This is a genomic window from Alistipes senegalensis JC50 (assembly GCF_025145645.1).
In the GTDB taxonomy this organism is placed as follows: domain Bacteria; phylum Bacteroidota; class Bacteroidia; order Bacteroidales; family Rikenellaceae; genus Alistipes; species Alistipes senegalensis.
This window is the reverse complement of sequence record NZ_CP102252.1, coordinates 1,131,860-1,151,908: the sequence shown is the minus strand read 5'-3', so window position 1 is coordinate 1,151,908 and position 20,049 is coordinate 1,131,860. Positions and strand designations below refer to the sequence as shown.

At 57.5% G+C, this 20,049-nt stretch carries 17 protein-coding genes; 9 read left to right on the top strand and 8 right to left on the bottom strand.

Annotated elements, in window-relative coordinates; all coding sequences use genetic code 11:
- Positions 1 to 38: 38 nt before the first annotated feature.
- From bamA to NQ519_RS04470, 3 genes are read right to left on the bottom strand one after another with little or no spacing between them, the layout of a single operon-like run.
- The gene (gene bamA, locus NQ519_RS04480) at positions 39 to 2,579 is read right to left on the bottom strand and encodes an outer membrane protein assembly factor BamA (protein ID WP_019152364.1); all 2,541 of its coding nucleotides are present in this window, start codon (positions 2,577 to 2,579) and stop codon (positions 39 to 41) included.
- Between the two features lie 27 nt (positions 2,580 to 2,606).
- Positions 2,607 to 3,320: a polyprenyl diphosphate synthase gene (uppS, locus tag NQ519_RS04475; protein ID WP_019152363.1), complete on the bottom strand. Its 714-nt coding sequence runs from the start codon at positions 3,318 to 3,320 to the stop codon at positions 2,607 to 2,609.
- A gap of 55 nt (positions 3,321 to 3,375) precedes the next feature.
- Positions 3,376 to 4,254 (bottom strand): NAD(+)/NADH kinase, encoded by an 879-nt coding sequence (locus NQ519_RS04470; RefSeq protein WP_019152362.1) that lies wholly within the window; start codon positions 4,252 to 4,254, stop codon positions 3,376 to 3,378.
- Positions 4,255 to 4,436: 182 nt separating this feature from the next.
- On the opposite strand from NQ519_RS04470, the gene NQ519_RS04465 reads away from it, so the two are divergent.
- From NQ519_RS04465 to NQ519_RS04450, 4 genes are read left to right on the top strand one after another with little or no spacing between them, the layout of a single operon-like run.
- Positions 4,437 to 5,153 (top strand): pyridoxine 5'-phosphate synthase, encoded by a 717-nt coding sequence (locus tag NQ519_RS04465; RefSeq protein WP_019152361.1) that lies wholly within the window; start codon positions 4,437 to 4,439, stop codon positions 5,151 to 5,153.
- A gap of 5 nt (positions 5,154 to 5,158) precedes the next feature.
- Positions 5,159 to 5,803, top strand: coding sequence for a GDSL-type esterase/lipase family protein (locus tag NQ519_RS04460; protein ID WP_026076837.1), 645 nt, complete (start codon positions 5,159 to 5,161; stop codon positions 5,801 to 5,803).
- Between the two features lie 4 nt (positions 5,804 to 5,807).
- Complete coding sequence (locus NQ519_RS04455; protein WP_019152359.1) at positions 5,808 to 7,208, top strand: CCA tRNA nucleotidyltransferase; 1,401 nt, start codon at positions 5,808 to 5,810, stop codon at positions 7,206 to 7,208.
- 29 nt (positions 7,209 to 7,237) lie between these two features.
- Positions 7,238 to 8,050 carry a hypothetical protein gene (locus NQ519_RS04450; RefSeq protein WP_019152358.1) on the top strand — a complete coding sequence of 271 codons (813 nt, stop codon included), beginning with the start codon at positions 7,238 to 7,240 and terminating at the stop codon, positions 8,048 to 8,050.
- 33 nt (positions 8,051 to 8,083) lie between these two features.
- Here NQ519_RS04450 and NQ519_RS04445 read toward each other — a convergent pair whose 3' ends face one another.
- Positions 8,084 to 9,025, bottom strand: coding sequence for a DMT family transporter (locus NQ519_RS04445; RefSeq protein WP_019152357.1), 942 nt, complete (start codon positions 9,023 to 9,025; stop codon positions 8,084 to 8,086).
- Between the two features lie 263 nt (positions 9,026 to 9,288).
- On the opposite strand from NQ519_RS04445, the gene NQ519_RS04440 reads away from it, so the two are divergent.
- Positions 9,289 to 10,197 (top strand): DMT family transporter, encoded by a 909-nt coding sequence (locus NQ519_RS04440; RefSeq protein WP_019152356.1) that lies wholly within the window; start codon positions 9,289 to 9,291, stop codon positions 10,195 to 10,197.
- Here the strand turns inward: NQ519_RS04440 and NQ519_RS04435 are convergent.
- The 3 genes from NQ519_RS04435 to NQ519_RS04425 are packed head-to-tail and all read right to left on the bottom strand — an operon-like array spanning position 10,194 to position 11,555.
- A complete protein-coding gene (locus tag NQ519_RS04435; protein ID WP_019152355.1) occupies positions 10,194 to 10,589 on the bottom strand; it encodes an acyl-CoA thioesterase in 396 nt (131 codons plus the stop codon). The genes NQ519_RS04440 and NQ519_RS04435 overlap by 4 nt on opposite strands.
- 1 nt (position 10,590) lies before the next feature.
- Positions 10,591 to 11,172, bottom strand: a complete 582-nt coding sequence (locus tag NQ519_RS04430; RefSeq protein WP_019152354.1) for an L-threonylcarbamoyladenylate synthase — start codon at positions 11,170 to 11,172, stop codon at positions 10,591 to 10,593.
- Between the two features lie 2 nt (positions 11,173 to 11,174).
- Complete coding sequence (locus NQ519_RS04425; protein WP_019152353.1) at positions 11,175 to 11,555, bottom strand: VOC family protein; 381 nt, start codon at positions 11,553 to 11,555, stop codon at positions 11,175 to 11,177.
- A gap of 147 nt (positions 11,556 to 11,702) precedes the next feature.
- Here NQ519_RS04425 and NQ519_RS04420 point away from each other — a divergent pair, with 147 nt between their 5' ends.
- Both NQ519_RS04420 and NQ519_RS04415 read left to right on the top strand, forming a co-directional pair.
- Positions 11,703 to 13,259 (top strand): sialate O-acetylesterase, encoded by a 1,557-nt coding sequence (locus tag NQ519_RS04420; protein ID WP_019152352.1) that lies wholly within the window; start codon positions 11,703 to 11,705, stop codon positions 13,257 to 13,259.
- Between the two features lie 100 nt (positions 13,260 to 13,359).
- Complete coding sequence (locus NQ519_RS04415; protein ID WP_026076834.1) at positions 13,360 to 14,085, top strand: YebC/PmpR family DNA-binding transcriptional regulator; 726 nt, start codon at positions 13,360 to 13,362, stop codon at positions 14,083 to 14,085.
- A gap of 486 nt (positions 14,086 to 14,571) precedes the next feature.
- Here the strand turns inward: NQ519_RS04415 and NQ519_RS04410 are convergent, their stop codons facing one another.
- Complete coding sequence (locus tag NQ519_RS04410) at positions 14,572 to 15,147, bottom strand: RNA polymerase sigma-70 factor (RefSeq protein ID WP_242493114.1); 576 nt, start codon at positions 15,145 to 15,147, stop codon at positions 14,572 to 14,574.
- A 225-nt stretch (positions 15,148 to 15,372) separates the two neighbouring features.
- Here NQ519_RS04410 and NQ519_RS04405 point away from each other — a divergent pair, with 225 nt between their 5' ends.
- Positions 15,373 to 16,329, top strand: coding sequence for a FecR family protein (locus tag NQ519_RS04405; RefSeq protein ID WP_227901022.1), 957 nt, complete (start codon positions 15,373 to 15,375; stop codon positions 16,327 to 16,329).
- 324 nt (positions 16,330 to 16,653) lie between these two features.
- Positions 16,654 to 20,049, top strand: coding sequence for a TonB-dependent receptor (locus tag NQ519_RS04400; RefSeq protein WP_227901023.1), 3,396 nt, complete (start codon positions 16,654 to 16,656; stop codon positions 20,047 to 20,049).

The following is a 20,049-nucleotide window of genomic DNA, read 5'->3' as shown; positions in this document are numbered from 1 at the left end:
AACTCTTTTCTTTCAAATTTATTGCCACAAGGCCTTTTTTAGAACTGCTGACCGAGGACGAAGTGGAACTGGCTGCCGCTCTTGGTCGTGGAGTTCGCGGGGGGATCGAATCCGTAGCCCCAGTCGATGCCGAGCATACCCACCACGGGCAGATAGAGGCGGACGCCGAAGCCGGCCGAACGCTTGATCCGGAAGGGCGAGAACTTCTTCCACGAGTCGAATGCGTTACCGCCCTCGAGGAATCCGAGCACGTAGATCTGCGACGAAGGTTTCAGGATGATCGGGTAGCGCAGCTCGGCGGTGTATTTGTTGTAGCCGCGGGAGTAGTAGCTCGACGGGTCGAGCGCACCGTCCTCGTAACCGCGCATGGCGATGATGTCGATACCGTATATGTTGTATCCCGACATGCCGTCGCCGCCGACCTCGAAGCGCTGGAAGGGCGAAACCTTGTTCTTGTTGTAGCTTCCGAGGTATCCCATCTCGGCTTTGAGCATCAGCACGAGGTTCGAGTTGCGCAGGAATCCCTGGAACCACTGCGCCTTGAACTGCCATTTGTGGAACTCGATCCAGCGGTAGCGGTCCTGATCGGACATCGACTGGTCGCTGTAATCCTTACCGTCCCAGAGCGAGTAGGGAAGCGTGGCCTGCACCGAGGCGCTGAACTCCGAGCCGCGGCGCGGGTAGATCGGCTGGTCCACCGAGTTGCGGGCCAGCACCAGTTTGAGCGACAGCAGGTTCGAGTTGCCGTTCTCCACGACGAATCCCGTCCAGTTTTTCAGGTTGTAGCGCTCGTAGTTGGCCTCGGCGTAGAACGTGAAGTAAGGGTCGGGCCAGTTCAGCCGCTTGCCCAGACCGGCGGCCACGCCGTAGGTGCGGAAATACTGTGTCGCCGACTGCCATACGTAGTAGGCGTTGTTCTGCTCGGAGAAGTGTGCCGAGAGGGTGAACGAGTTGGGTTTCTTGCCGCCCATCCAGGGGTCGGTGAAACTGAACGCGAAAGCCTTGTAATAGGTGCCGTTGGTCTGCGCCGAGAGCGACAGCCGCTGGTTCTGGCCCATCGGGTAGGGGCGCCATGCGCCTTTCTTGAAGGTGTTCTTGATCGAAAGGTTGTTCAGCGTGATGCCCACCGAGCCCACGAACGTGCCCGATCCCCAGCCGCCGGCGATATTGAACTGGTCGGAAGCCTGCTCTTCGAGGGGCCAGTTGACGTTCACCAGGTCGTTCGTGACGGGTTTGATGTCGGGCATGACGGCCTCGGGGTTGAAGTGTCCCATCGAACCCAGCGTGCGGATGGTCTGCATCAGCAGCGAGCGGTTGTAAAGTTCGCCCGGACGGGTGTACAGCTCGCGGCGGATCACCTCGTCATCGACGCGCTGGTTGCCCGTGATGCCGACTTCGTTGATGGTGAACTGCTTGCCTTCGAACACCTTGACTTCGATGTCGATCGAGTCGGGGGCGATGATGACCTCGGCGGGTTCGATCTGCGACATCAGGTAGCCTTCGTTCTGATAGAGCGACTTGACCGACATGTCCTCGGGGTTCTCCTCCTTGCCGATTCCCAGCCGCTTGTGCATCGACTTTTTGTCGTAGGTGTCACCCTTCTTGACGCCGAACATGCGTTGCAGGTCGTCGGTCTCGTAGACCGAGTTGCCGACCCACGACACGTTGCGGATGTAGTATTTGTTGCCCTCCGAAACGTCGATGTCGATGCCCAGGCGTTTTTCGTTGATCGGGTAGATCGAGTCGCTCACGATCGTCGCGTTGCGGTAGCCTTTCGAGTTGTAGAAGTCGATCAGCAGTTCCTTGTCGTTCTCGTAGTCGCTTTCGTTGAGCTTGGCGCCCTTGAAGAAGTTGATCGATTTCTGGTGGGTTTTCTTGAACGTGCGGCGCAGACGCTTGTCCGGGAACTGTTCGTTGCCCGTGAAGTTGATCTTGCCGATCTTGACCTTCGACTTGCGGTCGATGAGGAACGTGACGGTCACGGCCTGTCCGGGACGCAGCGTGTCGTTGTCGATGCGCACGCCGACCTCCGTGTTGCGGAAACCCTTTTCGGCCCAGTACTGTTTGATGAGCTTCTGGTTCTTGTCGATGACGTAATCCGAGAGTTCGCTGCCTCGTTTGAGTTTGAGCTTCTCCAGAAGGTCTTTCTTCTTGCCCTTCGAGATGCCTTCGAACTCCCAGTTGTAGACGCGGGGGCGCTCTTTGAGGAACACCTCCAGGTCGAGGCTGTCGCCCTCGATCTCGGCGCCGATCTTCACGTCCGAGAAAAACCGCTGGCTCCAGAGCCGCGAGATGGCGTTGGAGATGAAGTTGCTCGGCAGGTAGATCGAATCGCCCTCGATCAGTCCGGCGGACGATTTGAGAATGTCGGGATTGAGGTACTGCACGCCGTGGACATTGACGTTGCGAATGTGGTAGAGCCTGGGTGCGCCGTCGTTCCTGTACATCGGGGCATTTTCGGAGACCGCAGGCTTCGGAGCCGCCGTCGTGTCCTGCGGATTCTGCTCCTGGGCGAATATATTCGAGCAGCAAAGCACGAGGGCCGCTGCTGCCGTGAATATCTTACCGGAATAGTTCATCTATTGCAAATATAGTCTAAATTTCAATCATTTAACCAGCCCGAAGCGGCGGTCGCGCCGTGCGTACTCCTCCACGGCCGCGTCGAAATCCCGCTCCGTGAAATCGGGCCACAGCACCTCGGGGAACCAGAATTCGGCGTAGGACGCCTGCCACAGCAGGAAATTGCTCAGCCGCTGTTCGCCGCTGGTGCGGACGATCAGGTCGGGGTCCGGATAGGGGGCCGTGTCGAGTGCGGCGCCGATCGTGGCTTCGGAGATCTCCCCGGGGGCGATCTCCCCGGCCTCCGCACGGCGGGCGATCTGCCGCACGGCGCGCGTTATTTCGTCGCGCGACGAGTAGTTGAGCGCCAGGATCAGCGTCAGCGTCTTTCCTCCGGCAGTCCGTTCCTCGGCCTGGGCCAGATACTTCTGCACCTTCTCCGAGAAGCGGCTCCGGTCGCCGATCATGCGCACCTCGACCCCCTGGCGGATCAGTTCGGGCGTCTCGTTCACGACGCTCTGGCAGAAAAGCTCCATCAGCGCATCGACCTCTGCGGAGGGGCGTCCCCAGTTTTCGGTCGAGAACGCATAGAGCGTCAGGTATTTCACGCCCCAGCGGGCGGCAGCGCGCAGCGACGCCCGCACGGGCTCCACGCCTGCGGCATGACCCTCGTAACGCTCCTTGCCGTGCAACCCGGCCCAGCGGCCGTTGCCGTCCATGATGATGGCGACGTGTTGCGGTATGCGTTTCTGCTCGCTCATAATAGGGCACAAATATAGGGAAAATTCTATTAATTAAGGAAAAAACGAGTAAAGATTAACTGCGGATGTCGATTCCCCACATCATCTTATTCCGTAACGTGTCGTAAAATGATATATTGTGCGGCACGGCCAAAAAAATCTTCTGTTCGGCCCGCCTGACGGTGAAGGCCGCGCCGTGCGAAATCCGGTAGGTGCGGTCGTCCAGCGTGACGAACGCGGCCGAGCGGCGGGCGTTGACGCGCAGCGAGATGACGCCCGAATCGGGGATCACCACCGGGCGCATCGTGAGGTTGTGGGGGGCGAGGGGCGAGATGACGAGACACCGGCACGTCGGAGCCACGACGGGGCCTCCGGCGCTGAGCGAATAGGCGGTCGATCCCGTGGGGGTCGAGACGATCACCCCGTCGCCGTGATAGGTGGCCACCATCTGCCCGTCAACGTAGGTTTCGACCGAGATCATTCCCGCGCCGTGGCGCTGCACGGTGAATTCGTTGAGCGCCAGCGTCGAGTCGGGCTGTTCGCCGAAATCGCCCTCGATGGAGAGCAGCGAGCGGGGCTCGGTGGTGATCTTTCCGGCCGCGATGTCGTTGAATATCAGGTCCAGCCCGGCGCTCGGGGCGCTGGTCAGGAATCCCAGGTGCCCGGCGTTGATCCCCATCACGGGGATCGGGGCTCCGCAGAGGCGGTGCACCCCTTCGAGCAGCGTTCCGTCGCCTCCGTAGCAGACCATGATGGTTCCGGCAGGCTGTTCGCCGATGTGACGGCCGTAGACCTTCTCGGGCGGGAGCGCTATTCCGGCGGTTTGCCGCACGACGGGGGCAAACTCCTCGTTGACTGCGTAATCGAATCCGGATGCGTCGATCGCCTCGAACAACTGGCGGATCTCCTCGGGGGTGTGGGCGATCTGCGCGCGGGAAAAAAGTATGATTTTCATCGGCGGAGTTTCGAAAAAATAAGTAACTTTACCACGCCGATCCGAATCCGGGACGCAGGCGTCTGCGGGCCGGCGCGGAGGCGCGGCATATCGCTACAAATATAGTGAAAGGTGAGCGACGAGCCAAATTTATTTGAACTTGTCCGGACCGGAGCCTGTATTTCTTTAATGGAGTGGATTTTATGACAAAGCTGAGTGTTAACATCAATAAGATCGCCGTGGTGCGCAATTCGCGCGGCGGCAACCTGCCCGACGTGGTTCGCGCGGCCCTGGACATCGAGCGTTTCGGAGCCGACGGCATCACGGTGCATCCGCGTCCCGATGCGCGCCATATCCGTTACGACGACGTGCGCGACCTGAAGCGGGTGCTCACGACGGAGCTCAACATCGAGGGCAATCCCATTCCGAGCTTCATCGACCTGGTGTCGGAGGTGGTTCCGGCGCAGGTGACCCTCGTGCCCGACGCCCACGACGCCATCACGTCGAACGCCGGATGGGACACCGTGGCCAACCGCGAGTTCCTGACCGGCGTGACGCAGCGTTTCCACGAAAAGGGCATCCGGGTCTCGATCTTCGTGGACCCCTCTCCGGAGATGGTGGCCGGGGCGAAGGCGTGCGGCGCCGACCGCGTGGAGCTCTACACCGAGGCTTATGCGCGGGAGTATCCCGACGGGCCGGAGCGGGCCGCGGCTCCCTATGTGGCCGCCGCCGAGGAGGCCCGCCGGCAGGGGCTGGGGCTGAACGCCGGACACGACCTGTCGCTGGAGAATCTGCGTTATTTCGTCAGCCGCATTCCCTGGACCGACGAGGTGTCGATCGGCCATGCGCTGATTTGCGACGCACTCTACTACGGACTGGAAAACACCGTGCAGCTCTACCGGCGCGAACTTAAATTATGATGACCATGAAACGTATCCTGATCCTTTTCACCGCCCTCCTCGCCGCGGGCTCGGTGTTCGCCCAGAGCGAGTACAACCTCCGCAGACGGACGCTGTTCGAGGTGCTTCCGGTGCTTTCGAGCGACATCGTCTTTCTGGGCAATTCGATCACCGACGGCTGCGAGTGGGCCGAGCTGTTCAATAACCGCCACATCAAGAACCGCGGCATCAGCGGCGACCGCTCGGGGTGGCTGCTCGAACGTCTCGACCCGATCATCGAGGGGCATCCCAAAAAGCTCTTCCTGATGATCGGCATCAACGACCTGATCTCCGGCGCTTCGCCCGACGAGGTGCTGGCCAACATCGGGCGGCTGATCGACCGTTTCCAGGCCGAATCGCGCTGGACCAAGATTTACGTGCAGAGCATCCTGCCCGTCAACGGCGATCTGCCGGGGTACGAGCGCCGCAAAGCCTGTGCGCCGCTGATCGTGCCGACGAACAAGCGGCTCGAAGCGCTGTGCGACGAGAAGGGCGTCACCTACCTCGATGTCTGGGGAGCTCTGGCCGACGAAAACGGCAATCTGGACAAGCGTTACACGCTCGACGGACTGCATCTCAAAGGCGAAGGCTATCTGGTGTGGCGAGATGTCATCAAACCTCATGTGAAATAGCCGGGTGAAGCTGACGAATCCGATATTCCGGCGGATTTCGCGCCTTGCCGACGAGCAGGGCGTGAGGGCTTTCGTCGTCGGGGGCTACGTGCGCGACCACTATCTGCGGCGTCCCTCGACCGACATCGACGTGGTGGTCGTGGGCAGCGGCATCGCGCTGGCCGAGGCGCTGGGGCGCGAGCTGAAAGCCAAAGTTTCGGTCTTCAAGACCTTCGGCACGGCGATGGTCCGTGCCGGGGGCGTCGAAGTGGAGTTCGTGGGGGCCCGCAAGGAGTCCTACACCCGCGATTCGCGCAAACCCGAGGTCGAGCCCGGGACGCTCGAAGACGACCAGCGGCGGCGCGACTTCACGATCAACGCCATGGCGTGGTCGCTGAACGAGGCCACGTTCGGCGAACTGGTCGATCCCTTCGACGGGATGTCCGACCTCGAAGACTGCATCATCCGCACGCCGTGCGATCCCGACATCACCTTTTCGGACGACCCGCTGCGCATGATGCGCGCCGTGCGGTTCGCCGCGCAGCTGGGCTTCACGATCGAGGAGGAGACCTTCGAGGCCATCCGCCGCAACGCGGAGCGCATCCGGATCGTTTCGCGCGAACGCATCGTCACCGAACTTAACAAGATCGTCCTTTCGCCCGTTCCCTCGATGGGCTTCGAACTGCTGGAATTCACGGGGCTGCTGGAGCTGATCTTCCCCGAATTCCACAACCTCAAGGGGGTGGAGAAGCGGGGCAAGCACGCCCATAAGGATAATTTCATCCATACGCTCAAGGTGCTGGACAATGTCTCGCGCCGTTCGGACGACCTGTGGCTGCGCTGGGCCGCCATTCTGCACGACATCGGCAAGCCGCAGACCAAAGCCTACGACCCGAAGGCAGGCTGGACGTTCCACGGCCACGAGGTCGTGGGTTCGAAGATGGTGCCCGGGATTTTCCGGCAGCTGAAACTGCCTCTGAACGAGCACATGAAGTTCGTGCAGAAACTCGTCTTCCTCCACCTGCGGCCCATCATCCTCTCCGAAGACATGGTGACGGACTCCGCCGTGCGGCGTCTGCTGTTCGAGGCGGGGGACGACGTGGAGTCGCTGATGATCCTGTGCGAGGCGGACATCACTTCGGGCATCGACGCCAAGGTGAAACGCTTTCTGGCGAATTTCGAGCTGGTGCGCCGCAAGATGAAGGACCTCGAAGAGCGGGACCGCATCCGCAATTTCCAGCCTCCGGTCACGGGCGAGCTGATCATGGAGACTTACGGCATCGGCCCGTGCCGCGTGATCGGCGACATCAAGGAGGTTATCAAGAACGCCATTCTCGACGGCGAGATTCCCAACGAATACGACGCGGCCTACGCCCTGATGGAGCGGCTGGCGGCGGAACGCGGGCTTACGAAGGCTGCGGAATAAGTTGCGACCACTACTAATGCAAACTGAATATGAAAACGAATCTTTTGATGCTCGCTGTTGCGGGTATGGCGGTATTGGCCTTGAGTTCCTGCGCGCCGGAACATCGTCCGACAGATAATAACTGCCAGTTTATTATCAAAAAAATTGACGGTAAGCGCAAATGGGCTCTTGCCGAAAAAACGCAGGGCTGTGAACGGCTTTATACCGAGTTTGAATACGATAGCATTTTTTCGGCTGAAACAGCTCCCTATCGAATAAAGCAATTGTTCATAGGTCTCAAGGATGGTAAATATTACGCCATAACGAGTTGGGGGGAAACGTTATTCGACGGTGCTGGCTTCTCTTCCCTGACCAGTATTTATCAAAGGCCGGAGAATTGTACTTCAATTTATGGTCCTTTATTTAATGAAGCTAAAGTTTCCAATGGATTCCTATTTTTTTATTTGCCCCGCGGGGCTGTAAAATTATTTGAATTCGGTCCGGCTGAATATCTGTTTGGAGGTTATTATTCGTTGATCTACAAAAAGAATGGTAAGTGGGGAGCTCTGCATGAAAACGACCGTTCGGAAATTGCCCCGTGCATTTATGATGGAATTATCGAAGTAACGGGACACTACCATTATTATCTGGTAAAGAATGGTGGTAAATGGAGCGCGTTGGATGATAAAGGTCGGGTACTGCAAAAATCACAGTCTGTAATAAATTATCTTCTGAAGCTGCCGATTTTGAGTTACAAGGAATACCATGCTGGCGAAAAAAGCCTGATTTATCGGCGTATCGGCTCTGAAAATGTCGGACAAATCGCTGTTAGCCCTTGGGAGTCTAAGTATATCACGTTTTAATTGATATGGTAAAAAAGGTTGAGCGCACAATGCTCAACCTTTTTTATCTTGCAGCCGGGCTGCGTCCAGTTGCGCCCGGGATTTCGATTTGGTCACCAGCCACACCCCGACGAAGACGCACAGCGCGGCCCCGGCTTTGGTGAAGCCGAAGGTGTCGAGCCCGAGGGCCACGGTGAAGAGCACCGCCACGATGGGCTGCACGTAGTTGTACATCGATACGACCGTCGGCCGCAGGTGGTGCTGCGCCACGGGAACCATCAGATAGGAGAAGAATGTCGCGCCGACGACCACGTAGGCCACGCCGCCCCAGATGCGCGGCGACACGGCGGCGTAGTCCACCTCCGTCAGCGGGCGCCAGTAGATCGCCAGAGCCGCGACGGCCGCGAAGAGGAACATCCATTTCATCGTCGTCACGGGCGAGTAGCGGACGATCACGTTGCGGAAGGCCGTGAGGTAGGTGGCGTAGCTGACGGCGCTGACGATGCAGAGCACGTCGCCTTTGACGCTCGATGTGTGGCCCGTTCCGTGCTGGCTCACGAGAATGAGGATCAGCGCCCCGGCGCATCCGAGGAACACGCCTCCGGCCTTGAGCCACGTGATCGGCTCGCGCAGGAAGAGCGTCGCCAGTATCATGGTCAGCACGGGGACGATGGTGGCGATGATCGAGGTGTCGATGGGCGACGTGAGCGACAGCCCCCAGAGGAAGAGCATCTGGTTGAGCTGGATGCCGAACACCGAGGCGAAGAGCAGCAGCACGATGTCGCGCGGTGCGACCCGTTCGCGGGGAAAGAAGAGCGATACGGCCCAGAACAGCAGCGCGGCGCCCACCATGCGGTAGACGCTCAGCGCGAAGGGGCTGATTCCCCCGGGATTCGCCTCGGACTGAAGCACGCTTTTGCCGATCGGGGCGTTGAGGCCCCAGACGATGTTCGCGGCCCACAAGGCCGCATGACCTTTCAGTTTTCCTTTGTCCATCTTTTTCTTGCCCGTCCGGCTAAGAGCCGTTTTTTAATTAGGTCGAAGCGCGTGTCAGGCTCCGACCCGTAATTCCTGCTGCCGTCCCTAAATCCCGGCTCTCAGTCGGGCCCACCTAAAAGGTGGGTTTTATAATGGGTTGTAGCGCAGATTGTGTTCCGACCCGTAATTCCTGCCGCCGCCCCTAAAACCCGCCTCTTAGGCGGGTGGTGCGATAATTGCAGTATCGTCCTTTCGTGAGTAAAACGCGCTATAATCTCGATTTGGTCTTCGCTAACGTCTTTTTCGGGGCGAATTTCTCGTTTTACGTTTCGCTCACGCGCAATTACCTCGACTTCCAGCAGATCTTCATGCTTCAGGTGCTCTCGGCGGCGATCTTCTTCATCCCCTTCGCACTCTTCTCGAAGCAGTCGTTCCGCATCACGTGGCGCGATGCCGGCAACATCCTGATCGTCACGCTGCTGATCGTCTACGGGTGGATGTATATGCTGCTCTGGGGCTCGTCCTACACCACGCCTATCGACGCCTCGATCATCGCCACGCTGGGCCCGGCCTTCACGCTCATCATGGACCACCTGATGCACCCGCACAAATACATCCGGGCCCGCGTCGTGGGTGTCGTCTGCGCGTTGGTCGGGGCCGCCATCCTGCTTTTCAGCGACGGATTCACACTCACCCACGGCAGCCGGGCGCAGGGCAACCTGTTCGTGCTCGTCGCCGTGGTGGCCATCGCCATCAATACGGTGATCATCAAGCCGCAGCTCGAAAAACTGGGCACGCTGGTCGTGATGGGATGGTATTACATCATCGGGCTGGCCGTCACGGCGCCCTTCTTCTGGAAATACATCGCCCATGTGCCGTTCCTGCACCTGCCGCTCTATGCGCAGGCCGAACTGGCTTATATCCTGATCCTGGGCACCGTCCTGCCGATGTACCTGCTCTACCGCGGCACGGAAAAACTGACCTCCGTGCATACGGCCCTTTACCGTTATATCCAGCCTCTTATCGCCGGCATCCTGGCCGTCACGCGCGGTCAGGCGCGCTTCAACGCGGCGAACATGACGGCGCTGGCCTTTATCTTCGCGGGGGTCGTGCTGGTCGTCGTCGGCTATAAATACTACGTCCGCCACGGAGAGGTGCAGCTGCGGTCCGACGGGCTGCTGCCGCACTAATCCGCAAGAAGCCGCCGGCGCCACTCCTCGGGCACGGGCTCGCTTCGCTGGCGGGCGAAGTCGAAGACCACCATCACCGAGCGGCTTTCGCTGCGAACCTCTTCGCCTACCAGCAGTTGCTGGAAGAGCGTCAGGCTCTTCGTGCCGATCCGTTCGCAGGTGGTCGTCACGCGCACCGGGTCGTGCATCCGCACCTGCCCCGCGTAGGAGGTCGCGGTCGAGACGGTGAGGATGCGCAGGTCGCCCGACAGCACCTCCGCGCCCAGTATCTTTTCGTAATACTCCGTCTTGCCGACATCGAAATACATTTGCTGCGAGACGTTGTTCACGTGCTGGAACGGGTCGATGTCCGAGAACCGTTTCTGGATGGGGGTTTCGAGTACGCGGGCCATCTTATTCGCGGATGATCTTCACCTCGCCGCCTTCGCCGAAGGCGATGATCGACGAAGCCTTGCGGGTGGGTTTGCCTTCGAAACGGGGATTGACGACGAAGTCCACGCCGTCGATGATCTCCTGCGCCACCTCCTGCAATCCCGCGGGCGTCGCTTCGCCCGAGATGTTGGCCGAGGTCGAGACGACCGGCCGTCCGAGGGCGCGGAGCATCCGGCGGCAGAATTCGTGGTCGGGGATGCGCACGCCGAGCGTCCCCTCCTCGGGGATGAGGTTCTCGGCAACTCCCGCGGCACCCGGCAGAATAGCCGTCAGGGGGCTCGTCGCCAGCTCCATCACCTCGAAGGCGATGCCGGGAGCCTTGTTGACGTAGCGCACGACCATGTCGGCCGAGGCGCACAGCACGAGCATCGACTTCTTGTTCTCGCTGCGCTTGAGTTTGTAGATACGTTCCACGGCGGCGGCGTTCGTAGCGTCGCAGCCCAGTCCCCAGACCGTGTCGGTGGGGTAGAGGATGATTCCGCCCGCGCGCATCGCGCGCACGGCTTCGTCAACCTCCTTCTGCAAGTCGGTCTCTTTCTGCATGGCTATTTGACGGGCAGGATTTCGATCCAGTAGTCGTCCGGGTCGTTGATGAAATAGAGCCCCATATCGAGGTTTTCATAACAGACGCACCCCATTCCGCGATGATATTCGCGGATGGCGTCGTAGTCGCCTGCGACGCGCATGCAGAGGTGGCTTTCGTTCTCGCCCAGTTCGTAGGGCGTTGCGGCGTGGTCGCGGAGCCACGTCAGTTCGAGGCGGAACGGGGTCTGCCCGTCGCCGAGATACACCAGCACGAACGATCCGTCGGATGCCTCCTTGCGGCCGACCTCTTTCAGCCCGAGCGCCTTGTCGTAGAAGTCGAGGCTGCGTGCGAGGTCCGTGACATTGATATTGAAATGGTCAAAACGGCTTTTGATTTCCATATCCCTATGTATGTATTGTACGGCGCAAAATTACATAAATATGGTGAAATATCTCTCCTCCCGCCGATATTTCTTTTGCCTGCCGGTTTGGATGATGCGTTTTTTTACTTACTTTTGTCTTAATCAATACTTAAACGATTAAGCTATATGAAAAAACTCTTTTTTGCGTTTGTCGCCGTGTTTGCGCTCCTCGCGGGCTGCTCCTCCGGGGAGGATGACCCGCGTGAAGACGGGGTCGAGGGGACTTTCGAACTGCACAGTTTTTTGCAGGACGGCATGGTGATCCAGCAGAACCGGCCATTTCGCCTGTGGGGCAAGGCTTCCGCTGCCAACGTGAAGATCACCGCGAAAGCGAGCTGGGCCCGGCAGGAATACACCTGCAAGGCTGATGCGAACGGGGCGTGGGTGCTGGAAATTCCGGTGCCTGCGGCGCCTTCCGACAATGCTCCGCAGTCGATCGTGGTTTCGACGCCGCTCCGGAAAGCGGTTCTGCGCGACCTGCTGATCGGCGAGGTGTGGGTGCTGGGCGGGCAGTCGAACATGGCTTTCGCCTTGGGACAGGTACTCGACGCCCCGGCCGAGATCAACGCCGCGAACTATCCGAACATCCGCTTTTTCACCGTGCAACCCTCGAATACGGCCGCCCCGATCTTCGACTGGCGCGAGGAGATGCCCGCGCCCTATGGCAGATGGTATTCCACGAGCCCTGCGACGGCCGGCTCCCAGAGCGCTGTGGGCTACTACTTCGGGCGGATGCTCCACAAGGAGCTGGGCGTGCCCGTCGGATTGGTCAATACTTCTTACGGCGGCGCCACGGCGCAGGCTTATACGCCGATCGAGGCTCTCGAAGGCGACAGCCGGCTGAAAGCGAATTTCGTCGATCCTTACAAGGCCAATCCTGATATGAACGTGCTGGTGCGGCCCGCCGAACTCTACAACAGCATGGTTCACCCGTTGCTGCCGCTGTCGGCCCGCGGTGTGGTGTGGTATCAGGGCGAAGGCAACTGGGGCGACTATCCGATCTATCCCCTGCTGATGAAGACGCTCATCAACGGTTGGCGGCGTAACTTCGCCCACAGCGAGATGCCGTTCTATTACGTGCAGATCGCCCCGTGGGGTTTCGGTCAGGACACCTCCTCGAAAGAGTGGTTCTACACCCAGGGCGAGGCTATCGGTTACGCCTACATGCGCGAGGCGCAGGCGCTGACCCGCGAGCAGGTTTCTCACTCGGGGATGGCTGTGACGATGGACGTGGGCGATCCCGACGACATCCATCCCACGAACAAGTGCCCCGTGGGCGAACGCCTGGCGCGTCTGGCGCTCAACGGGACCTACGGCCGCAGCGAGGTGGCGTGCCTCGGGCCGCGCTACAACAGTCTGAAAGTCGAGAACGGCGTGGTGAAGCTCCTCTTCGACAATGCCGAAGGGCTGAAAACCAACGACGGGCAGGCTCCGAAGCATTTCTACGTGGCCTCGATGGCCGGTTCGGAGCATAAGTTCTGGCCGGCGTCGGCCGAGATCCACGGTTCGGAGGTGTGGCTCACCTGCCCCGACGTGGTAACAACTTCTACCGCAGCTTCCGGCGTGGCCGTACGCTATGCTTTCCTGCTCTATCCGATGACCAACCTCGAAAACGGTGCGGGACTTCCGGCCGAGCCTTTCCGCACCGACTCCTGGTCTGCGGAGATCAGTTACGTCTATTAGCGGCTCCGGGGCGAATATTTTTGAACGAGATTACCGTTTTTTTCTGCGAATTTTATACCTTTGCACCACGAAAGAAAATAACTGAAAAAACGATAATCGTATGGGAAGAGCCTTTGAGTATCGCAAAGCGCGAAAATTGAAACGCTGGGGCCATATGGCCCGCACCTTCACCAAGCTGGGCAAGGAGATCGAGATCGCCGTCAAGGCCGGAGGCTCCGATCCGTCGGGCAATACCCGCCTGCGCATTCTGATTCAGAACGCCAAGGCCGAGAACATGCCCAAGGAGAATATCGAGCGCGCCATCAAGCGTGCCACCGAGAAGGACGCCGCCGATTACAAGGAGGTGATCTACGAAGGATACGGCCCCCACGGCATCGCGTTCCTGGTCGAGACCGCCACGGACAACACCAACCGTACGGTGGCCAATGTGCGCATGTATTTCAACAAGTGCGGCGGCACGCTGGGCAACAGCGGTTCGGTCGGATTCCTGTTCGACCACAAGTGCGTCTTCAAGTTCCGCGCCGCCGAGGGCGTCGATCCCGAAGAACTGGAGCTGGAGATGATCGACCTGGGTGTCGATGAGTTTTATCCCGAGGAGGACGGCATCACGGTCTACGCTCCCTATGAATCTTTCGGCGTCATTCAGAAGTGGCTCGACGACAAGGGTTTCGAGATCGTTTCCGGAGAGTCGGTGCGGATTCCGGCCGACGTGAAGGAGCTCGACGCCGAGGGCCGCGAATCGGTCGAGAAGCTGGTCGAGAAGCTCGAAGAGGACGACGACGTGGTGAACGTTTACCACACCATGAAGGAGGCCGACGAAGAGTAGTTTTCAATGATTGCGGCGCATCCGCCGCACCGTCGCCCGAATCTCCGGACGGACCGGACCGAAAATTCCGTCCGTCCGTTTTCCGAGAGAGGAGGGTGGGTGCAAATGTTAAATTTTCAGCGAATTGATATTTGCATCGGGTTTCTTTTTCGGGAAATTCCAAACATGATAAGGTAATTTCAGACGAGGTTACGGTTTTCGGATCATTACCTCGTCTGTTTTGCTATGTCTTGCATAAGAGATTTATTTGCAATTCCTTGGCCGGTTATTCCTGGCATGGGGGCAACAGTACGATCGCCCGGTTCAGCGCCAAATTCAGCATCCCCCCCCCGCCCCTCTGTGGGAAGTGAAGGGCGGGAGAGCCAAAGGTAAAAGCCTCGAAGCCGACCGTCTCAACCGCCATCCGGACAATATCCGTATTCGGATAGGAAAGCATTGCCGGTTTATCTGCGACCCTGATTTCACTTCGGAGGCGGATTCTTCCTGTTACATGGTGAAGATAATCGAAAAGAAGTCTTTCAACGCGCGACGCAACTTGATAACTGCCTGTTGGAGTTGTTTATCGACCTTTTTCTGCGGAATGCCGAACTGCTCGGCAATCTCCTTGTAACTCTTTCCCTCCAGCCGCCGGGCCTTGAATATCTGTTGTGTAAGTTCCGGCATTTGCTCGAGCTGTGCCCGGCATATTTCGAGAATTTCGTCTTGGAGCAGGGTGTCCGGGTCGCAGCTCTCGATGGCCCGGGTATAGTAATCCATCGTGCTGCGCTCTTTGAGTTTGATTTGTTCGTAGACGGCCTGCCCGATTTGCCGGTTTCGGCGATACATCAGGCAGTTGTTCCGGATGACTTTATACAGATAGGCTTCGATGTTCGTTCCGGTGATGTCGTTGCGGTGTTCCCATACGGCCATGAAACTGTCGTGCACGATGTCTTCGGCCGTTTTGGAATCACGCACATAGCTGTTGGCTATGAGCAGGTATTTCCGCTTGTATTGGCGGAATAACTGCTCGAAAAGTTGTTGTGAGAACGACGAAGCTGTGTCCATAGAGAAGATTCTATACACAAAGATATAATATTTTCCCGGAAGAAATTATGAAAATAAAATTACGCTTGTACAGGCAGCATGCAAAGTGGTCCCGGAAAATGCAGGGCAGGGAAGTTGGGGGTATGTGTCTAATTGATGCCGTTTCAACGGATTAAATATATTAAAAAAAATTATTTACACGATTCGCTTCTTTTTGTGGGGGAAACGGGGCCGGTCGTGCATCTTTATTATCAGATAGAGCCCATGAAAATGAAAGAAGAGATTACAAACGCCCGGTTGTTCCGGTTCTGTGCCGGAGAGACTACGGCCAATGAGAACGACCGAATTGCCGCATGGCTGGATGAGAACCCCGAGGAGCATCAGCGACGACTGAACGACGTGCATTCGATGTATCTCGTGAGCATTTTGTGCGAATCTGAAGCGACGCAGCCGGCCCGACGTTCTGCAAGGCTCACCTCTTTCCGTCGGTATGCGGCAGGCATTGCAGCCGCTCTGCTGGTCGGATTTGCGGGTAACTATGCATTCTTTGCCCACCGGCTGAACGGTTGGGCCGAACAGCAGACCGTCATCGAAGCTCCGGCGGGCCAGCACGTTCGGATTTCACTCAACGACGGTTCGGAGGTCGATCTGAATTCCGGAAGCCGGCTTATCTACCCTGCGATTTTCAGTAGCAAAGAGCGTCGGGTCAAACTTGTCGGAGAGGCCCGGTTCGATGTCAGCCACAACGAAAAACAGCCTTTCGTCGTGGAAACATTCGCTTACGATGTCCAAGTGTTGGGAACCGATTTCAATGTAATTGCCGACGAGGCGAAAGGTCAGTTCTCGACAGCATTGTTCGAAGGCCGGGTATCTATTCACAACCACCGGAACAGCGAACGGATCGTCATGGAACCCAATACAGTCGTTCGGCTCGAAAACGGATATCTGTATGTGGACAAACTCGAAAGCCGCGATGAGTATTTGTGGACGGAGGGTATTCTGTCGTTCCGAAACGATTCGTTCGACGATATTGTCGAAAAATTGCGGAAATATTACAATGTCGAGATCGAAATCCGGTGCGCTGCACTTCCGAAGGTAACCTACGGACGCCTCAAAATCCGTATCTCGGAGGGAATCGAACATGCCTTACGAATATTGCAACTCGCCTCTGACTTCACTTACGAATACGATCACGATCGAAACAGAATCATCATTCGGTGATGGTTTCATAAAGTTTAATGCCAACCCAAAACAAATACTGCTTATGAAGAAATGACCGAACGATCCACCATTGCTCTTCCGGTCGGACATGAAAAAAACCTGCAGGCGGGCAAACACCTGCAGGCCGGAGTCCAATCGGAAAATGATCAACCTTTTCTCAAAATTGAACTTTAATTCAACAAATGTATGAATAAAAAGATTATTCAGCGAATTAGTTTGTTAATTCTTTTATTCGTTCTGCCTGTCGCATATCCCGTAAATGACGTTCATGCGCAAGATGTTCGTGTGACCATCCGTATGGATAAGGTCCGTATGGAGCAGGTTATGAATGAGATTGAGCGTCAGACGAAATATCTTTTCGGAAGCGCTGATAACGTGGATGTGAATCGCATCGTTACGGTCCAGGTCGTGGACCGTCCGCTGCGGGAGGCGCTTGACGCCATGCTCCGGGGAACGAATATATCCTATATGGTTCAGGGCTCAAATATCGTATTGAAGAACAGACGCTCGGAAGCTGACGCGAACAGACCTGTCACGGTTTCGGGCATCGTCCGCGATGTAGCCGGCAACCCGGTTGTCGGAGCTGCTGTGGTCGTGAAAGGTACGACGATCGGCGTCAGCACCGATATAGAGGGCCGATTTGCACTTCAGGTACCCCCCCCCGCTTCGCAGGCCGTTCTGGAAATCAACTACCTGGGTTATGAACCGACGGACGTTCGGGTCGGTAGCGTCACGCACTTCGACATCACGCTCAAGGAGGACAGCCAGCAGATTTCAGATGTGCTTGTCGTCGGCTATACACCGATGCGCAAGAGCGACTTCACGGGTTCGGTGGCCAGCGTCAAGTCCAGCGAACTCACGACGACGACGCCCACCATGGCGCAGGCGCTTGCAGGTAAGGTTGCCGGCGTCGAAGTCCGTCAGGCCAGCGGAGCTCCGGGCGAAGGCGTACAGATTCGTGTGCGGGGCGTGAACTCGCTTTCGGCCGGCAGCGATCCGCTGTATGTTGTCGATGGTTATCCGGCCTCGGAGGATGTTTACATCAATCCCGGCGACATCGAGAGCATCGACATCCTGAAAGATGCCGCCTCGGCCGCGATCTACGGTTCGCGCGGCGCTTCGGGCGTCGTGCTGATTACGACCAAACGCGGTAAGGAGGGCGAGCGTGCCAAGATCAGCTACGATTTCTCTTATGGCATTCAACAGCTCGAACGTAAGGTCGATCTGCTGGATGCGAACCAGTTCCGCGACCTGTACATCGCTTCGCGCAACGATTCCTACCGTCGGAAAGCGACGGCCGCCGGCATTGCATGGAGTCCCAACGATGACAATTCGATCCGTTCGGCCAAGGGATTTTCGCTCGCCGATGTCGGTATCCACCCCATGTTCTACGACTTTACGACCCGGACGCCCGTCGAACAGCAATATAATACCGATTGGCAGGATGAGGTGTTCGGCAATGCCGGGATGATGCGGCACAACATCTCGGTGACCGGCGGCTCCAAAGCGATTCGCTACATGGCCAGCATCGGCTACATGGATCAGGACGGCATCATTGCTCCCTCGAATCACAACCGCATCAATGCCCGCCTGAACCTCGATGCGCAGATCACCAAACACTTTTCGGCCAGTTTGAGTTATTCGATGTTCGATGTCAAGAACAAAGTGGTTCAGGCTGAGGGCCGCATGATCAATGACGGTGTCATCCAGAGCACGCTGATGTACCTGCCCAACCTGCCGGCTTACGAGGAGAACGGCGATTACGCACGCAGTGCCATGATTCGCATGAAGACCGACTGGGGCATCAATTTCCCGGAAAATCCGCTCGTCATCGCCAACGAACTGGATATTTCGGAGAAGGCTTCGCGTCACAACCTGAATTTCAATCTGGTCTATGAGCCGCTGCCCGATCTGAAGATCTCGGCACGGCTGGGACAGCAGTGGTACAACTACCGCTATTTCTACTATCGGCCGATGAGCATCGGCCGCAACTCCTCGCCGGCATACAGTTCCGAACTGGCCGCCTATAACATCGCCCGTTCGAGTTCGACCTACGACATTGACCGGCTCGGGGAGTTTACGGCAAGCTACAAAAAACAGCTCGGATGCCACCGTTTCGACGCCCTCGTCGGCTATACGCTCCAGCGCAAGACCTACGACCGGCTCGGAGTCGAGGCTACGGGATTCGCCGACGACCGCATCCACGAGGTGACGGCTCATGGGCCGAAGGATTCGGACATATCGCTTTACGAAACCCGCAAGGCGGCTTGGTCGATGATGTCTTATTTGGCGCGTCTGAATTATTCGTTCGACGACCGTTACACCGTGACCGGAACGTTCCGCGCCGACGGTTCGTCGCGTTTCGGTGTCAATAACCGCTGGGGATATTTCCCGTCGGTATCGGCAGGTTGGACGATCTCGAACGAACCGTTTCTGAAAGATGCGCTCGAAAACATTGCTACGATCCGTATCCGTGCCAGTTGGGGTAAGAGCGGCAACAACGACATCGGCAACTACTCCAGCATCGCAGGCATCTCCACCGGGAGCTATGCTTTCGGCACGACGGCCGTATCCACTTCCCGTCTCGGCGGGTTTGCCGATTCGGAACTCGGATGGGAAACGACGACGCAGACCAACATCGGTCTGGATCTGGGCTTCTTCAACAGTCGCCTGAACGTGATCGCCAACTATTACAACTCCATTTCGACCGACATTCTCTATAACGCACCGATCTCCGCGATTTCCGGATTCACTTCCTCGACGACCAATATGACCGACGCGAAGATCCGTAACCGGGGTTTCGACTTGCAGATCGACGCCCGGCTGTTGACTGGCAAGGTGAAATGGAATGTGAGTACGAATATTTCGATCAACCGAAATAAGGTGGTCAATCTGGGCGGACTCGACGACATCCTTTCCACATCGGAGCGTTCCGTCCAGTCCCACATTACCAAGGAGGGCTATCCTATCGGGTCGTTCTACGGCTACAAGGCCGTCGGCATCATGTCGGAACTCGATTACAAGAACGCGCTGAAGGACCGGGAGGTTTATCTGGCCAACGGCAGCAAATTCCCCTCCGGCTACACATTGCGAGGCCCTGCCGTACCCAGCTATGCACTCGATGATCTCTCCTACGGCAATACGGTCTGGAAGGACGTGAACGGAGATGGGGTCATCGACACGAATGACAAAACGATTTTGGGCAATGCTTATCCTGATTTCACAGGCGGTTTTTCGACCAGCCTCTCATGGAACGGGTTCGATCTGGGAGCGAGCTTCACCTACTCGTATGGCGGCGAAGTGATAAATTTCCAGGATTATTACTTGTTCAATATGGAAGGTTCTTCGAATCAGTATGCGATCGCGGCCGACCGTTATGTGTCGGATATGAATCCGGGTCGTAACAATGTCCCCGTTGCCACGCGGATTTCGGTAACCAACCAGTCGCTCAAACTTTCTTCGTACTATGTGGAGGATGCCTCTTATTTTCGCTGTTCAAACATTACATTGGGCTACACGCTCCCTAAACGTTTGCTCCGGAAAATCGGTATTGAATCGTGCCGGGTATATGTCAGCGGCGACAATCTTTTCACTATAACTGACTACCGCGGTTATAATCCCGAGGTTTCGTACAAAAGCAGCAATCTGATGCCCGGATTCGACTGGGGCTGCTATCCGCTTTCACGCATCTATTCCGTAGGCTTAAATTTAACGTTTTAA